11 protein-coding genes are annotated in these 18,533 nt (G+C 36.5%); 8 read left to right on the top strand and 3 right to left on the bottom strand.

The genetic code is table 11. From position 1 onward, the window contains the following. Positions 1 to 93: 93 nt before the first annotated feature. From E8L90_RS21770 to E8L90_RS21755, 4 genes are read left to right on the top strand one after another with little or no spacing between them, the layout of a single operon-like run. Entirely contained in the window at positions 94 to 1,884 is a 1,791-nt protein-coding gene (locus E8L90_RS21770; protein WP_137031357.1) for an ATP-dependent nuclease, read from the top strand. After that, entirely contained in the window at positions 1,877 to 3,598 is a 1,722-nt protein-coding gene (locus E8L90_RS21765) for an ATP-dependent helicase (RefSeq protein WP_137031356.1), read from the top strand. The genes E8L90_RS21770 and E8L90_RS21765 overlap by 8 nt, the downstream gene beginning before the upstream one ends. 36 nt (positions 3,599 to 3,634) lie before the next feature. Beyond that, complete coding sequence (locus E8L90_RS21760; RefSeq protein WP_137031355.1) at positions 3,635 to 5,398, top strand: hypothetical protein; 1,764 nt, start codon at positions 3,635 to 3,637, stop codon at positions 5,396 to 5,398. 59 nt (positions 5,399 to 5,457) lie between these two features. Next, positions 5,458 to 6,909: a caspase family protein gene (locus E8L90_RS21755; RefSeq protein WP_137031354.1), complete on the top strand. Its 1,452-nt coding sequence runs from the start codon at positions 5,458 to 5,460 to the stop codon at positions 6,907 to 6,909. A gap of 1,462 nt (positions 6,910 to 8,371) precedes the next feature. On the opposite strand, the gene E8L90_RS21750 is transcribed toward E8L90_RS21755, so the two are convergent. After that, on the bottom strand, positions 8,372 to 8,902 hold the full coding sequence (locus E8L90_RS21750) for a hypothetical protein (RefSeq protein WP_137031353.1): 531 nt from the start codon (positions 8,900 to 8,902) through the stop codon (positions 8,372 to 8,374). A gap of 31 nt (positions 8,903 to 8,933) precedes the next feature. Continuing rightward, the gene (locus tag E8L90_RS21745; protein ID WP_137031352.1) at positions 8,934 to 9,635 is read right to left on the bottom strand and encodes an amidase domain-containing protein; all 702 of its coding nucleotides are present in this window, start codon (positions 9,633 to 9,635) and stop codon (positions 8,934 to 8,936) included. A gap of 853 nt (positions 9,636 to 10,488) precedes the next feature. Between E8L90_RS21745 and E8L90_RS21740 the strand changes: the two genes are divergently transcribed. Both E8L90_RS21740 and E8L90_RS21735 read left to right on the top strand, forming a co-directional pair. After that, positions 10,489 to 11,316, top strand: a complete 828-nt coding sequence (locus E8L90_RS21740) for a TnsA endonuclease N-terminal domain-containing protein (protein ID WP_137031351.1) — start codon at positions 10,489 to 10,491, stop codon at positions 11,314 to 11,316. Positions 11,317 to 11,321: 5 nt separating this feature from the next. Further along, the gene (locus tag E8L90_RS21735) at positions 11,322 to 11,672 is read left to right on the top strand and encodes a hypothetical protein (protein WP_137031350.1); all 351 of its coding nucleotides are present in this window, start codon (positions 11,322 to 11,324) and stop codon (positions 11,670 to 11,672) included. Positions 11,673 to 11,904: 232 nt separating this feature from the next. On the opposite strand, the gene E8L90_RS21730 is transcribed toward E8L90_RS21735, so the two are convergent. Continuing rightward, the gene (locus tag E8L90_RS21730) at positions 11,905 to 12,369 is read right to left on the bottom strand and encodes a ParB N-terminal domain-containing protein (protein WP_137031349.1); all 465 of its coding nucleotides are present in this window, start codon (positions 12,367 to 12,369) and stop codon (positions 11,905 to 11,907) included. Between the two features lie 568 nt (positions 12,370 to 12,937). Here E8L90_RS21730 and E8L90_RS21725 point away from each other — a divergent pair. Then, positions 12,938 to 15,745, top strand: a complete 2,808-nt coding sequence (locus E8L90_RS21725) for a hypothetical protein (RefSeq protein WP_137031348.1) — start codon at positions 12,938 to 12,940, stop codon at positions 15,743 to 15,745. Further along, positions 15,738 to 18,434 carry an amidohydrolase family protein gene (locus E8L90_RS21720; RefSeq protein ID WP_137031347.1) on the top strand — a complete coding sequence of 899 codons (2,697 nt, stop codon included), beginning with the start codon at positions 15,738 to 15,740 and terminating at the stop codon, positions 18,432 to 18,434. Before E8L90_RS21725 ends, E8L90_RS21720 begins: the two co-directional genes overlap by 8 nt. Positions 18,435 to 18,533: the final 99 nt, after the last annotated feature.

Genomic DNA, 18,533 nt, shown 5'->3' with positions numbered 1-18,533 from the left:
GAAAATTTACAAATGTTGTAGGTTCATAGTCTGTAGCAGGGTGCCTATACTATAAGGTTTGTAAATTAATCGAATTTGGTCAGGAGGAACGTTATGTTTTTGAAGACACTGATCATTAAGAATTTCAGGAATATACCTAGCCTTAACATTGATTTTCGTAAAGGTCTCAATATTCTAGTAGGCGAAAATAATGCGGGTAAGTCATCGATTATTGATGCACTTAGAATTTGTTTTAACTATGGAAAACAGATGAGGGACATATATGTAAAGAGAAGTGATTTTCATATTGATCGAAATGATCCAGAAGCCATCATTAACCCTATTGAGTTCCATTTAATTTTTGAGATTGAAAGTCCAGATGAGAGTGGTGTATTTATCGATCTGTTGTCTCAATCTAGCGATGGGACTGAACAGAACCTTCAAATTCATTATAAATATTATTTGGAAGAAAGAAACCAAATTGAGAAGATCAGATATACTGTCTGGGGTGGAGACAATGAAGGGCAACAAATTACACCAGATGTCCTAAGTTTATTGTTATTTGTTTATTTGGATGCTCTTAGGGATGCTTCACAGCATCTGAGACCTGTTCGTGGTAACAGATTAGGAGAATTATACTCTTATCTCCGTGAGGATGTACAGGGTAATACTGTAACTGATGAAAAACGAAATGAGTTAACCCAAAGGCTTAGAGAGTCATTAACTGGGGATTCTGAATGGAATAGTATCATTGAAGCCGGAAAGTTAAAAATTAATGAACATCTTGATGAAACTTCAATAATGAATAAGAAGCAGTCAGTGGAAATTGAATTTTTGCCTTTTGAATTTAGAAAAATAGTTGATAATTTAAGAATGTTGCTTCCTGTTTTTGATCAAGATCGCTTAGATGGCGATGACAGCAAACAAAAATACTTTGAAATTCAACAAAATGGGCTCGGCTATAACAATTTATTATACATGGCGACGGTTCTAGGTGATTTGAAGAATCGTAAGCAGCTAGAACCTGAATCGTACATATCATTATTAATTGAAGAACCAGAAGCACATCTACACCCACAACTACAGAGTATCTTCTTCAATTATTTAGGCAAACTCGATTCAATAGGATTTCAGATATTTATCACATCACATTCACCTACGATTACTGCAAGAGCAGATTTAGATTCTTTGATTGTGGTTCAATGCCAGAATAATGATGTATTTGCATATTCATTAGCACGCTCCGAGCTTTCCGATGTTAATAAGAAATATCTTGGTAAGTTTCTTGATGTGACCAAATCACAACTGTTTTTTGCAAATGGTGTTATTTTTGTTGAGGGTATTTCAGAAGCTCTTTTGTTGCAAAAGTTATCAAAGATCATGGGCGATGAATATAATTTGGAAAAAATGGGCGTAGAGATTGTTATCGTTAATGGTGTGGCTTTTGAGCACTTTGGTAAATTGTTTAACTCCAATGATGAAAGCAAAAGATTAAACGTTCGAAGTGTAATAATTACTGATGATGACAGGGAAATGGCAACGGAGGAGGTTTCCTCTAGGGCACAGAATGCTCTGCAACTTAAGAATGGATTTCTCCACGTTGAAACTGCTGCGGTTACATTTGAATATGAATTAATAATGGCTGACGATTACAATAAAGAGTTATTACTTGGTATTTTCACAGACATGCATCCTATTTCTTCCTCAAGAATAACGGGAGAAACAAAGAAGGATTTTGCACTCAGCTTTCTGAGTAAGGTAGAGAGTAACAAAGCAAAGTCAGAATTAGCACATCGTCTAGCTCTTAAACTTGAAAATGATGAAGAAGCCAAGAAGCAGTTTGTTATCCCTGATTATATAAAGCGTTCAATATGTTGGATAACTAAGGGTGAACTTAATGTTTGAAAGCCTCTCAACCGTTCAACGTTCAATTGTATTTGAAAAAAATGGCCGGTTTGTTGTAAGGGCATGTCCCGGAAGTGGAAAAACATATACGACCGCAGCTAGATTAGCTTACAGAATTCAAAATTGGTCATCCCCCTGTAAGGGAATAGCCGTATTATCTTTTACCAATGTGGCTTGGAAAGAAATACAAAAAATGCTTGACGGAAGATTAGGAATAACAATTAATTACCCACACCACCTCGGGACGCTGGATAGTTTTATAAATAAATATATATTCTTGCCTTTTGGGCATTTAATAATGGGTTGTGGAAAAAGACCAACTCTTGTGGGTGAACCGCATGGAACATGGTCAGCTGGAAAACATGACTACGACTATGACAGGTATTTTGATTGTACAAGTATTTCTGTTAATGACGAGACTATTCCAACAACGGCGGATCTTACAAGGTTTCATTTTAAGTGGAGAAACAAAGATGGCTCTGAAAGTGGGCATGTGGCAAGAATACGTGAGGCAAAGGTGAAATATTGGGGGCAAGGTTACGCAACACAAGCCGATGCTAACTATTTTTCTTATAAACTATTAGAGAAGTACCCGAATATTGCACGTTCTATAGCTATGAGATTTCCTGAACTAGTTATAGACGAAGCCCAGGATACCTCCGAAATACAGATGCGTATTATTGACAAATTAATATTTAATAGTCTGGAAAATGTAATGCTGGTCGGCGACCCGGACCAAGCCATATTTGAATGGAATGATGCCCGGCCAGATTTATTCTTGGAAAAGTATTATCTGTGGGAGGAGAACTCTGTAATTTTGGATGAAAACAGGAGGAGTTCTCAAAAAATTTGTAATGTAACTAATAAACTCACCTCCCGTGCTTATCCCTCAGTTGCTGTTAGTGAGTCTGTTAAAGATTTTGAACATGTCCCAGTGATTGTTTGTTACAAACAGGACGGTATCCATACCATACTTGATAATTTTCTTCGTCTGTGCGAGAAGCATCAGGTTGAGGTTAACCCTGAGAACGTAGCAGTTATTTTTAGAAGTAAGTCGATTCAGAACCTCATTCAAGAACAACCTGAACGAATGGACGATCCGTGGGCAGTAGGGAATTACTTCGTGAGGGATTTAGCAAAAGGTAAGTATCTAGCTACAAAGGGAAATATATCAGAGGCGTATCGTTTGGTGGAAAGGGCCGTATTTAAGGGGTTATTTAAGAGGAGTTTCTGTTCCGCAAGTGATCTTGAAGCTTGGGTCTCTTCAAAGGGTTTTGTTCGCCATAGAAAAGATATTACGAGTATAATGGCTTATTTGCCTGCTCCAACTGGGGACATTAATAATTGGGTACGAAAAGCAGAGCGTATCCTAAGAGCCAACAATATTTCATTACAAATGACTTTAAAACGTGATTGTGGTGAATATAGCTTTGAGGAATTGTTTAAGACAACAACCGGCGACAGTCTAAGATTTAGGCTAGGAACAGTACATACGGTCAAGGGGGAAACCTTTGAGGCGGTGTTATTGGTATTGAAGGAAAAAGGGGCGCAGGGATCATTTTATAGAACAATGCTTACGCAGGGCAAAAAAACATACGATGATGAAGAGTTAAGGATTGCTTATGTCGGCATGACAAGACCGAGAAAGCTGCTTGTACTGGCTGTTCCTAGTGATCAAAGTAAGGCAGTGTGGGAACAAAGGTTGTTACAATAAGTGAGTTGACAAAGGCTTTGAGAGGAGAACGAGGTATTGATACGATTTGTAATGATAAATAGCAGACACAGGAGTTTTAATTTTGTTGAATATACAAATACCGTAATAGAAAAAGTTAAAAATGATTTGAATGCTACGGAAGTTGAATTTTATTCAAACAAAGATCGAACAAGGAAAGCGAATATAGTAATTAACAAAAAAGAATATTTGATTCAATTTACTTACATCATAACTCATGGCACATTTCAATTAAAAATCGACATTTCAATGATTGGAAAAAATGAACTAGACTTGGAACTGCATGATTTAAAAATAAAACTAAAAGATTTAGTTATTACAGACTGGGAACAATGTGTTTGGCTAGAGGACCGTCAATCAGAAGCATATGCTGATAGTCTGTATAAGGATATTCACTTAGTCGAAAACTCGTTGCGTCGGTTAATAAATACAGTATTGTTTTATAAATTAGGTGGCGATTGGTGGGACTTGTATATGCCTATTGATCTCACCAAAAAATACAATCAGAGGAATGATCCCTACAAACGACGGGCCCCAAGTTTTGAAAATATCCACACGAACTTAATGTCGATTGATACTGGGGATCTAGTGAAAATCTTAGGGTATAAAACCTATAAAATCAAAGAGGGAAACATATTTCGGGGTTCCTCAGTCGGATTGGAGGACCCATTTACGGACGCCATTCAAGTTCAAGTGTTAACAATAGAAGAGAAGGAAAAACTTAAGCAGTTCCAATATATCATGAACAATATTATTTATGATGAGACTGCCGCAGCACATTTTCAAACAAAACTATCTACGCTCTTAGCTGATCAACTAGAAATCGATAAGGACTTTTGGAATGATTATTTTTCAAATTGGTTCACTTGTGACTTCCGACAATTTCAGGGTCGATGGGGAGAGTTTAACACTGACAGGAATCACGTCGCACATAATAAGTTAATTGATATCAAATTGTATGAAAAATTTAAGACTAGCATGAGCCAACTATTGGGGATTATTACCGATGCTGAAGAAAAATTCTCTGCTTATCTTGAAACGGAAATGTCCCAGTTTCTCGATGAGTTGGAACAAATGAATGAAGCTAATTTGTATCAAAGTGAATTGGATTATCAAAGCCTTATTGAAGAAGAAGCCGGGGTTAGAATCCGCCAACATGATTCGATAGTTGAGATATTTCAAGAACACATTGCTAATATATTTGATGAGTTAAAAGAACAATTTTATTACCGATCCGATCTGGAAATCGTGTATAACGAACCGATATTGATTAATGAAACTGAAGTATTTCGAGTAGATTACTCAAGTGGTCATACTTATTTGAAAGTACTGGCGGATCCTTTTATTGATGATTCAGGAGGAACCACCAGTTATGTTAAGTTAACCCCCATTTATAATGGGGTTGACCTTCAGAAAGGTTTTGAATTTAGTTATTTAAATGGGGAAGTAGAGTACAATGAGGACCAGACAAACTACATGCCTCTTACAAACGATGAGCTTAATGTTTCAGAGTTGAAAAAGCTTCAGGAATTTATTGAAAGTTTTATTAATGAACATATGCCGGAAGTTGATGAAGATGAGATAGCTGAATATGCATGTGAGTCATGTCATCAATTTACGATATTTTTATCGGATGAAGATGATGGAAAATATGAGCAGGGGAAATGTCTACATTGTGGCCATTCAAATCCAGTTGGCGGGTGTATTAGGTGTGACTCTATAGTTAACCAACCAACTGATGGACTTTGTGACAGCTGTCAGGAATATATTGATAATCAGTAGCTTCTGTTAAAAAGGGAAATATCGGACTGGGATTATAAAAACTATATTGAAATTAGGGGATGATTCCAATAGCTTACAAAGCCTTTTTAGTAGCAGTAAATAAAAATATTTCTCCCGATTTCTCGGATTTGCCTAACACTATAAACGATGTTCGTGAAGTGAAACGATTGTTAATGGAGAAACCCTCGAATTTTGATGATGCCAATGTACAGGAGTTTACGGGAACTATTTCGAAAAAAACGATAATAACTGCGGAATTGGAAGCTTTTTTTGAAAGTGCAACGAATGAAGATATACTCTTTCTTTTTTGGGCGGGACATGGCTACCTGCATCAGGGAGAAGGATATCTAGTTCCTTTTGATGGTAGTACTCATACAGATTCTTCAATGATAAGAATGGCTGACGTTAAAAGTTTGATAGATAACTCAAAAGCAAAAGTTATATTTAGTTTGTTTGATACATGCCATAGCGGTTCTATAGCTCGAAGCCAGGACATTTTAAGGGGGCTTCAAATTACAGGTTCCGGGAAAGTTATTATTGCTGCGTGCCAACCCAATCAATATGCTTATGATCGAAACGGGCATGGTGCATTTAGTGATTACCTAATCCAGGGTTTGTCGGGGGCAGCTGCAAATCAAGATGGGATAATAGATGTTTATAATCTATATTCTTTTATCTCTTCAAAATTATCTACTGAGTTTCAATCCGGAGTTCAAGTTCCCGCACTTTATTCGTCGACGTTAACGGGGCAACCTATTGAGATAAGAAGGGTAATACTGAGGAACGATGAGAATCAAAGCCCAAAGGGAGGTATAGAAACAATCCTTGACAACTCAGGAACAAGTTACTGGTTGGGTAATATAAGCAGTGAATTCGATAGTTTTTCAGAGGTTAGTGCAGGAGTGTATAAGTTGACGATTAATAATCCACCTGTGGAAGTAGAAAATGGGTTTCGGAAGTTAAATGAACAAAAAACAGTGGTCGGTTTTGCTGTAAGAAATCAAGCTTGTTTAATTAGAATTGTGAATATGAATATTACTTCAGGTAGTTCAGGCGACACGATGGTTGTTGAACTGAGTAAAGTTGAAGGTAAGCACGAATCAACTATGATGGACATGGCGTATGGTGGATCAGGAAGAAGACTTTCTGCCGATGAAATTGCAAGTATCCGTGCAAAGATATTAATATTTGGTGATGAAGATGAACGACGTACTTCTTCATTTGGGGATACGCTTTTGGAAAGCTTAATAAATAACCCTACCAATGGAAGTGTTAAAGTAATTCCAAACTTAATTTCAAGTCTGCAGGATAAAAATTATAGTTTGACAAGGATTCGTGTAATAACGATTGCGTACTTGATTCTAACTGGAACTGTCGAACAAATTGAAAAACTGAGTTTTAAAGTTACAAATGGAATTATTTCCGAAGTAACTTTTATAGGATACAGAAAGAAATATTATTCAAACGTAGATCCATACCGTATTGAACTAACTGGCGAGCTCCGCAAATAAAAAAGTCTCCAACTTTCTTTTTGTGGTAATATCCGGTGGTTTCAAACTATTTTTTTAGGGTTTTATCACGTCCCCCGAAAAAGTCAGTGAAATTAACAAAATTAGTTCCATACATTATTATCACCTGACAGTTCGATGAAAATAATGTTTTAGACTCAGAAAATAAAGTATTAGACTGAGTAAATGGGTTATTATGGTAGTAACGGTTCTACTATTACGTCAACAGATTTTACAGCATAGACTTACATCATGACTCCATTTTGGGGCTGCCTTCGGGTGGCTCCTTTTTTATTTTTGAATATGAGTTAGGAGTGAGCAAATGGTGTTCTGTGAAAATTAGTTTTAGACTAGAAAATAAAGTATTAGACTGAACAGGGCTGCTTTTATGATCTGTTTAAATGGAGCTGTTTTTGAAAATAACTATCTGTGACAAAACGTTAGGGAAGTGATGAAATGAAATACGTTAAGCTCTGCCTAGTTTGTTATGAGCAGTTCCAATACGGTAGACGTGATGCAAAGTACTGTGGTGATGCTTTCCGCCAAAAGGCTTCTCGTGACCATAGAAAACAGGTAGACAGTCACGAGTTACCTAACTGGATGAGATTCTGTGTAATTCACTACAAAGAAACATTTAAGCTCCAAACATCTGCTCACCATTATAAATGTCGAGAATAGATTGATTCCAAAAAGGACTTGTATAGAGTAAAAAAGTACTTAAATGAGAAGTCATCTGTCCTTTTCATTTGCTACAACAAATCAGACATGTTAATAGTTGCGGAAGAGATTGATCGATAGAACGCTATTAGTATTTTTCCAGAACAAACAAATGAACAAATCTATTTGAACAAAATACTGCTTGATGTTATTACGGTTTGAAATGTCTTAACAGGGTAGACTCTGACGAAACAACTATAAAACTAGTGAAATCAAGGTATGGATATTGACACCAGGCAAACGTATGGAAGCAGTTAGTAACCACTTTGCGGGCAGTGACAGCGACGCTGGTTTTGTAAACGTGGTAAATTCGCGTTTTACTGGCTGCACTATAGCTAATTACATGATCGCTAATTGTTATTATCGGGCATGTAATTGCTGCAAAATCGGCTATTCATGTCCGATAACGTAGTCGGTATGTCAAAAAAGCTATGTCCGCTAAAGTCTTACCGTACTATTTTCGCATTTGGTTGGCGGTACCTCATTCATTTCTACAATAACGAGCGATTATAGAAAATTAGAAGGCCTCAGTCCCATGGAATTCAGGACCAAGGCCGGCTTAACCAATTTTTATTATTTGTACTGTCTACTTGACGGGGTGCAGTTCAAAAGGGAAAAATCCGCTAAAATTTAAAAATCAGAAACATTGATTTTACCAAGGTTTTTGAAATTTAAAAGGGGCATCTCTAATCCCAAAAATTTACTTTTGAGACAGTCCCATTGATTGGTAAGTAAGCGAAATACCCCTTTAATCTCTTGTGTCCTTAGTTGTATCACTTAATTTCATTTTTTCTTGTTCGAATTCTTCAAGTAATTCTTGTGCAGACTTACCAGTTGCAAATTTCGCATTCCCAGAAAGCTCATTTTCCATTCGTTCAATGAGCTGTTTTCTTTTCTCAATCGCTTCCAAAACCTTGATAACTTTTGGATCATTGAAATCCACGTCTTCAACATTTTCACCTTTATAAGAGTTTTCATGAATGAGCGTCATTTGTTTGAAGGCGCTAAGTTTCCTTTTTAAAACTTCTTCAGGATCTTCAGGATGTAACTCCTTTTTCAGTTTACCAACTTCCCACGATAAATCTTTTACCTTTTCTTCCTGTTTGTCGGTATACTTCTTATTTAAGGCTTCTTCTTGTTCTTTAAATTCCTTCTCCATTTGGGCTAGACGTTCTTCTTTGGAAGTTTTATCGGCATATGCGTCAACCCCAATGATGCCTAAACTCAGAAAGGCTGCAGCAGACAAAGATAAAACAAGCATCTTATTCAATTTACGCATATAATCATCTCCAATTGACAAAAATCTGTCCTTATTTTTTGATCTCTATGGTAATAACATATGCACCACCATAATCAAGCCATTCGCTTAACCGCAAATCTGTTCCCCAATAATAATCTTCATCATTAACAGAATGTTGTGCCATATATACGTCACCATCTTTAAACTTGTGCACGACTTGTGAGTGTACTGTCCTTCCGTTTTCATCAACATATTGAACAATATCACCAGTATTTAAATCTTGATAAATATCATCAAAATTCTTTTGTGCGTCCTGAACTGAGTACTTTTTGGCTTGATAAGCAAATTCCCCTCCGGAACCGTTCACTACAGCCCAGTGCTCCCGAAATTGATGGGCGCCTGTCCAAGATGATGTGCGTGATTTTTTATCACTCGTATTTTTAGGAACATGTGGACCGTAATAGTACCAATCCTTCGCGTTCCTATTGTAACCAACATTTCCATGAAAATCCAAGCCTCCACCTTCATACAATACCTGAGAGACAAAGTTTGTGCAATCGCCGCCATCGCCGTTGCTTCCGTAATTTGCGTAATTTTTGTTTCCTGGTCGCTCAGCATACTTTTCAGCATATTTTTTTGCTTCGCTACGATCGTAATCTTTATTGGTTGAGGAACTATTGGTAAACAAAGTTTCCGCAGCCATCGCTTGTCCAGCCACTAAGGTGGATGCTAGACACACAAGTGTTAGTGACTTTTTAAGAACATTTTTCAAACGGGCTCATCTCCTTGGGAGTTTGGAATATGGTAGAGTCGTGTTCATTTGCTGATTCGGGTTTGAGCAATCGAATGGTAAACTTTTTGTTAGGGGGATGCGAACCTGACTCCCCTGTTGTGGATGTTCCTTTGTGCTTCCAGATTTTACGTCATCCCACTTAATAATCCCTCCTATTCAAAAAAATGGATTATTATATAGTTATAGAGACGATCGTTCATTACAAAAAGTTACAAAAAACTTGATTTCCATTAGCGTATAGAGAATAGAGTTTTTTATTGCATTCAAACGTTTAGCGTGCGAAATACGCGGTTAACTTAACTATACAGGATGGTCAGAAATCAGCTCAATGCGAAAAGCTGTAGTTTGATAACACCTCAGAACTGTAACCACAAAGATTTAACGATGTTCCGAGTTTGTTTTTGGAATCGGAACTTGGCACTTCAACATGCCAAATACTCAAACAATCAGGTAGAGAAGAGCATTGTTAGGCTTGATTTTGTTCCGAGACTCACCGTTTGCGGAACTTTTAGTAAGGAATTTTCAATATTTTAGAAATATTTACGAGCGGTGTCAGCGACGCTGGTATTACCCCATAGAGTTAAAAAGAGTATGCAGGAAAACCAGTCCGTTCTTTTCATTTACTACAATAAAATTGACATGTTAAAAGTTGCGGAGGAAATTGAGAGGTAATCGTTCGCGAGTCTAATACTTTATTTTTCGAATTTAACCTTTTATCCAGTTCGTTTTATTGTCCAGTCTACAACTTATTTGTGTAGGGCAATCGATATTTAAGGATGAAAACCGCGTCAAATCAACAAGTCCAGTCTAAGACATTATTTTTCTTGGACAAATGGCCAAGCGCAAACGGCAAATTACTGGTGCCAAGATCGAAAAATATATAAAAGAAGGTAGAGGTCAAGGAATCGGTAAAGACTATTTACCTTGGCTGGAGATACAAGATGTTCCATCTGATGGCAGAGCAACTCGCGGTAAAGGATGGACAACCAATCGACGGCATGACTTTATGTCGGACCTCGAAAGAGATTACTTCTACATCCTTGATTTTTCTGATGAGGTCACTGATATACGGGAACAGTATCCTCTTCTTCCACTTGAGGAAACAATGATAATTGCAGAGGAAATCGGTGTGAAGCATCCCATGATTCCACATACGGGAGAGCCGGTCGTGATGACTACAGATTTTCTAATTACTGTAGGAAACAAAAATGTGGCTAGAACCGTTAAACCCGCCGCAGAGTTGGAAGATAAACGTACGATTGAGAAGTTTGAGATCGAGCGGAGATACTGGGAAAGCCGCCATGTCGATTGGGGGATTATTACCGATCTGGACATCCCTGATTATTTTGTACGCAATATCGAGTGGGTCCACAAAGAGTTTCACAATGAAGACGTTCCGGACTTGGGCCCCTTTGTCATTAATCAACTCCAAAGCATGTTGGCTAAATATTTGGTAGAAGGCGATACGATTGCCCGTTCGTGCTTGGTGTGTGACGAGCAGCTTGGTTTGGAAGTCGGAACATCATTAGCGCTATTCAGGCATTTTATTGGGAGGAAGATTTGGTCTGTAAACATGAACGAACGAATTGTACCAACGTTAAAAGCGAAGGACTTTCAGATTAACGAGTCTTTTCGTTCCGTTCAAGCCAAAGGAGGTTAAGCTTGGTGGCGATGATATTCGAAAATATGGTGTTAGAGTGGTACCCAGAGGGATCTGATTCTCGCTATATAGAGAGAATTTTATGGTTGTCACCAAAAAGAGAGCTCGAACCATTACCAGTAGTCGTAGTAGTACCAGGAGATGAATTGTTACTGGTGGTCGTAGTAGTGCCGGGAGTTGAACTGTTATCTGAACCAGCAGCTGTTTCAATTATTGTATTGTACAGTTCAACAAATTCTTGGACATCTTCTACATGTTTCCGAGTTGTTAAAGTGTCAGTTATAAAGGCAGTCTTCGCTAATAAATATAGTCCTTTATTAAAGGAATTATTGTCTAATTCTGATTTAGGACTATAGTTGTTTTCATCAAAAGTCATTTGAAGGAGTTGTCTAGCGTTCTTCTTATAGCGAGGCGACAATGAATAAAATACTCTTAAAAACTTATCAACTTCAAGTTCAGTTTGATTAATGCTACTTTGTTCGGCCTTATTCCAAAGCGGTAAACTGAGTGTATACTGAAGTAAGTTATGTTTCTGAATAGACTCTCTGACTTCTCTTTTGGTGGAATTTGTATCTGAACTGATATGATTTATATCCTCACCTTTTTGAAAGCGTCTTGCAAAAAAATATAGCTTTGCTTGAGTGGGCCACTGTCTAATACCTTTAATATGTCTCCTGTATAGGGTAGATTGAATCGATCACGGCTATCAACCAAGTCAACATAAATATTGGCAATATTATCTGCAGTATTCTTTTTGACTTTTGGAAGCTTTCCATCGGTCATCAGTAACCCGATCAATAATTTACAGGCGCAAATTCTTCTGTTTCCTTCAAGTACTATGTACTTTTCATTCTCTTTGCAAACGATTATTCTTTCACCGGGGATTAATCCTTCGTCTTCATTAATTCCCTTTGCTATCGTAAGAACTTCCTCATATTCAATTAAGTACTCCTTTATTCCTTCCTCATCTGGGTTCGGAATATTTACAAAACGAGGATTTAAGTGATCTAGAATTAATTTATCTAATGGAATTTCGATTGGAGTGTATTTCATGATAAAGCTCCTTCATATATGATTATTCTATTTTACTACGGAAGACACTATATGGCGATATATGGAATTTTGTGTCGTAATAAGTTAGTAGCAATAGAGACAGTTTTTAGATCATGATCTCCGCTCACTAGCCGTTCATAGCGATACAGACTGTCAAATGAACAGTAAGTGTTATATTAACACCTAAAAAGAAGTGGGGATTAAGCAGTAACGTTTGGTTTACAGCAATTTGGATACTGGTACTTACATTGAGCGTTGGTTTTGTACACTCAAGGATGAGACTGAATGAATATGCTTCGTTTCTGGAAGCTAATAGAGATATCGAGAGATACATTAACTTTTACAATGAAGAGAGACCTAATATCGCTTTAAGTTATCTTTCTCTTAGAGAATCCGGGCAATCTCAAAAGCGACTTAATTGGCTGCACTATTAGGGCTAAGCCTACAGTTTTAGATGGCTACAAACAATCAAAGTGTGTAACGGCTTGTGTTATGTTCGTATGTACTATTATATTAAAAAGTGAATTGTAAATTTTCGGTGAATGAAATTAATCAAGGGGGTTTAATGATGGAGATTATTAACAATAAATCAGAAATATTTATCGGGGCAAGAGACCTTGGAGATGAGGTTTACAAAATATTGCCGACATTTGATTTAATAGTAAAGCAAATCGAACAAATAAGGGGTACAACCAAAGATTCAATCAAGGATTCTTATCGATCACATTCGCAAAGAGTTTTCAAAAAGGATGTAAACAATACAATTGGAATATTTGGAGCTAGAGGAACAGGGAAAACGTCGGTTCTCTATACTTTAATCAATCAACTGAGTCTAAGTGATTCAAGTATTCCTACCTCTGCTATTCCTCATAATATTGTTCTTGGAATTATTGAGCCTGATCATTTCGGTCACAACACTAAAATTATGGGTTCTGTTGTAGGCTTGCTCAAGAAAGCAACGGAAATGCAAATGGAACAGATACAAAATATGATACCGATTGCCGGAGTTGAAGGGGATTTGTTCCAGGATTATTTCAATAAAGGGGTTTTTAAACCGAACAACCCTCTACAGAATAGTCTTAATGAATTAATTGAATATCACATGTATACCGAGAGCGAATATAGACAATTGTTGATTCATACATATGACGATCTCGCAACGCATATTAAGAAATCAGCACGATTGCTTACACCAGATATTGAATTTAAGGAAAAGCTAAATAGCCTAATTTCTTACCTAATAGCGAATCAACGTGCTTTATTAAGATTGTGTAAAGGTAAGGAGGATGTAGAACCGCTACTATTCTTGTTTATTGACGACATTGATTTGAAGATGACACGAAGTCGAGAATTAATTGAAGCAATTCTTCAATATGCCAATCACCCTAATGTTGTTACTATATTGTCCGGCGATTACGATATCCTGCAAGAATCCATTATGCTTGCACTTATTCAAGATGAAAAATTGCATCATAGTAACATGAGTGTTGAGTTCAAAGTAAATGATAGGGACACAATTAAAGACAGAAAACAAAATTTGGCTCATGAATATGTTAAGAAGATCATTCCGCCTGCCAGACGGCATCAACTGTTGCAATGGAATGAGAATACAATACCTCAATTTGCGTTTGGTGATCAGACCCTCATGATTCAACTAGAGAAGTTACTTGGGAATAAGAACATATTTAACTATAAATTAGGGAATGGCCAAAAACTTCAGCCGATTAATAAAAGTTATAGCATCTTTGATCAAACTCCTCGAGGAATTGTTAACGTATACTACCACATCCATGAAATTAATGAGCGTTTCCCCGAAATTTGGTCTCAAAATAATGATAAGCAAGATAGGTTTAATATTATTAAATCACTAATTGATACCATAATACTATCTTCGACAAATCTCGCTGCTAAACAAAGCCCCATTCTAAAGAGGTTTATTCAGTGGGGGCATGATCCTGGGAGTACATTTCTCGATTATTCGGCATTAGATGACATCGTAAGCTTTACTCAAGAAAGTGACAAAGCTAAAAAAACTGATTACTCCTTACTGCTGCCATTAGTAATAATTGGGGAAGTTATACAAAAATTGCTAGGCGAAATTCGCTTTGATCAAAAGGCATGCAAGGAGCAGGAACTAAATTTGTTGAGGTACCTTCTTCAAATTGAGCCTATGAATGTTCAGCGAAGAACCCGATTAGGCATCATAGCGGATACAGTTGTTAGCTATGTTAGCTTTCAAAATGCACTTTTTTTTACGAACCAAGCAGCTACTCATTTAGATTGGTTCATTCAGAAACCTAAGGAAACGGCAGAGCAGCCAAGGCATTTAGAGGAAATTCAGAATCGCTGGATGTTAATATTAATAAAGTCACTACTAGACGATGATAAAGATCCTGAGTTACTGACACGGTTATATTACGACCAATATATTCGGGCAAAGCAGGGTAAATCTGGAAGTAACAATGTGAGCACGGTTATGGAATTTCTCGCTAATACAAGTGCAAGAAGAGCAGATTATATTTATTATAAAAGTTTGTACGATTATCCGGAAAGTAGCAAATCATGGTCAGAAATTGTTAAAAGCATGGTAGAAAATACACAATATATTGATGATCTTTTCGTATATCTGCTCATTCAGATCCATTCTTGGGATGATAAAACCTTTAATGAAAAACTAACATTGTTATTGAATAGTGGAGAAAATGATGGAACTACGAACAAGGTAGCAACTCGTCTCAAAAGCATCTTGAATAAATTAATACTAAAACAAGCTGAAGGAGATTCTTTAACGCCTAACCAGAGTAATATTATTAATAAGTTAATAACCGGTTTCTATCATAATTTATTTGAACGTTTACGGAGGAAGATAAACGAACAAAGCTTTACTATTGAATGGAAGGATGAGTCGACCGTTAAAATGGCGGTTGATATGTTTTTGAAAGGTTACTCAGGTGTAACAAATACAAAATATCAACAAACAAAGGATTCTATGGAATCTATAAAATCTAAAATAGAAAATTACATTACTTATGGAACTCGAAATAATATAGTTGAGAAACTATCATCAAACTATGCTGTTTGGTATGGAAGAAAAGAAGCTGAACGGCTTCTATATATTCTTAAAGAAGAAGCATATATAGATCCCATGAATTTGGAGCCGGATGAATTGTGGGTAATTAGGAATTTGGATTATTATTTGAAAAAGGTAAATAATACAGTATTTACTGACGATCAATACGAAACGGTAAAAGCAGAGATGAGAAAAAAACTAGTTGAAGCATTTGATCAAGCTAAACAGTTAGTTGTGAGTGATTTGGATGCTTTAGGTATTGAACTTGGAGAAGATGAAGAACAAGAGGATACTTTATATGGCTGATAAAATTAAATTGATGTTAAGTGTGGCCTTTTTTCCAGTAAAAGATCTTCTGTTTGTACGAAACGATGATCTAGTTGAGATAGCACAATCTATTCATAATAATAATTCAAAACAAAGCATGGCTAACGCCAAAGCATTCATGAATAAGCTTTATTCAAGTATCCTATCCGATTGCTCTCCATCAAGCTTGGATGAAATTAATCTGTTATTGGAAAAGTTTCATCCATACTTATTTAGGAGATACTTTTCTGAAACAGCTATGAATGACAACGAAATAGAGCACACCTTATACAATTATTATTTCCATCTCATTAGTCAATTTACGAGGGCGTTGTTATCTCATCGAGATGGAGAAATGGTATTTAAGTATTGGAAACATGAGTCAGATGGGCATGACGATCTGTTGGGGGATATATGGGAGGCATATACGGAGCTAGATAAGGTTCATATGTTTAGTATCTTGAGTCGACTCATTCCGCTTGACTTGTTTATAGCTAGTTACTATATCTCTAATCATTTGAGCAATCCTTATCAACTTGATGGCCTATATCAACATATAAATCTTGTAGATGCTCCGTTGCACGATGTATTAGGACATGGGGTTGCAGAAAATCATATGCACGCCAGTGCTGCTTTTACTTTTACAATGTTGTGGCAGTCATGTATGAATTTTAATGGAGATTTTAAACGTAGTGCCGTAGGAAAATACCTAAGTAACTTTAAGACATCATACACTTGCAAATCAGTGCAGATAAAAGAGTATATACTCACAGCGCAATTGATACGCCTTATATTAGCTCACTACATCGATTCAAATCAAATTGTTCCAATCAGCAAGTGGATAAGCAACACTATGCAGTCACATGCAAAATTGCTCTTACCATCACTGTTTAAAGAGGATGGATTTACCGATGTCTCCGATTTAAAACATTGCGTGGAGTTGCTCCAGAAAGAGTTCAAAAAAGGTGAGCAAGAGTACGGAAATGACTGGATGTTTGGGGTGTTCAAAGAATATAGACAGGTTAAAACGTATGGTGAAAATATTTTTCTGCATCAAGTGATGAAGTACAGAAGTCAGCATTCCAAGGAAGAAAATAAAACATCAATGAATGAGTTTTGGTGTCTGTTCTTTCGCTATATACGTATCAAAAATGAATTTTACCAACAAGTCAATCAGTCCAAAGCAGTTAGAGGACTAGATTATTTCAGAGGGTATTTTGAGAGAGCAACAGGAGGGTTCGATTCAAAGGAAAAAGGATATTACCTTGATATGCTGCGAAACTTGTTTCAAAATCAATATCTGAAAAAGGTAGAATTTCGGATCTCAATTGCAAATCGAGAATCAACAAATCGAAGAAATATACTCAAAATATTGAATGCATATAAAAAAATATTAATAGAAGATTTTAATGTTGAACAGAATATTGAAGTTGCATTTCCTAGAATAGGTATTGTTTATCATCTGATAAAACAGAAAGACGATATTAATAAGGATTTTAATAAATATGAAAAAGACAATAGCCAGCTAGCCTATTTGTATTATGGACGTATTCAACAACAATATATGGATAAGATTAAAATGGTATTGAATTTGCGAAATCGAATTCCCTATCTGTCAAATTTCATTGTTGGACTGGATGCTGCGAGTTTGGAGAATAATACGCCTATCCAAGTTTTTGCTTCAGTATTTGAAGCAGCTAGGGACAGTAAAAAAGATAGAATGCTAATGGTTGATCGAGACGGATGTTTGACTAAACAGCAAAGTTTATTCTTTACTTTCCATGCAGGTGAAGACTTTAGACATCTAAATTCGGGACTACGCAGAATAGACGAAGTTATTGATTTTTGTAAGTTTCATTCGGGTGATAGAATCGGTCACGGCATTGCATTGGGGATATCTGTTGAAAACTGGGTTAATGAGAATCAGAAGGTTATTATCCCACGGGGGGAGTACCTAGATAACCTCTTGTGGACTTGGGGAGTCTATACACGCGCATCAGATGTGAACTATAAAATTTATCCGTACTTACAGCACAAAATTCATGAAGTCGCTAAAAGTATCCTGTTCGATGCGTTTGATTACAACATATCGATTGAAATGCTATATGAGGTATACAAGAGAAGATTTAAGCCCATTCCAGATAGCTTAATATACGAAAACTCCCCAGGTATAACAGATATTATTCACCTGACAAAACTATATCATGATAAAAACTTTTTGGAGCGTCTCATGGCCCCTATTTATGTTAGGACAACTGATATGGAGAAGGAAATTACCATAGATATGCAACGGTATGTGAGGCATAAGGTCGCTATGAACGGCATTGTTGTAGAAGTTAACCCATCATCCAATTATGCTATTGGAGAAATAAATTCAATTTATGATAATCAGTTCTTCCAAATCAATAATGGTAACGATAAGGATTTACCGAACACAATGATTAGTATAAATACTGATGATCCTATTGTATTTAATACCAATATCAGTAATGAAATTGCGTATTTATATTACGGAATGCTCTATAGGGGAATTGGAAAAAGCGAAGCGCTTGGTTGGATAGAGAACGTCCGAAAATCGGGTATGGATACTTCGTTTATTCGCGATAATGTCAGTAATTACGATTACTTAAAACAGTTGGATTGTCTGATAGCAGCGCTTGACGACCCGTACTATTGCGAAGAATGCTAATATTAAGTTTGAGTCAGTCATTTTAAACTTTATAAATGGGTTGTCGATACAAGAGAGTCTGCTGATAAAGTAGTGCAAATCTCCGAAATATTAATTCGG

The sequence above is a fragment of the Brevibacillus antibioticus genome (assembly GCF_005217615.1).
GTDB lineage: Bacteria > Bacillota > Bacilli > Brevibacillales > Brevibacillaceae > Brevibacillus > Brevibacillus antibioticus.
Note: the sequence above shows the minus strand (reverse complement) of the source record. Positions and strands in the feature narration are given on the sequence as shown.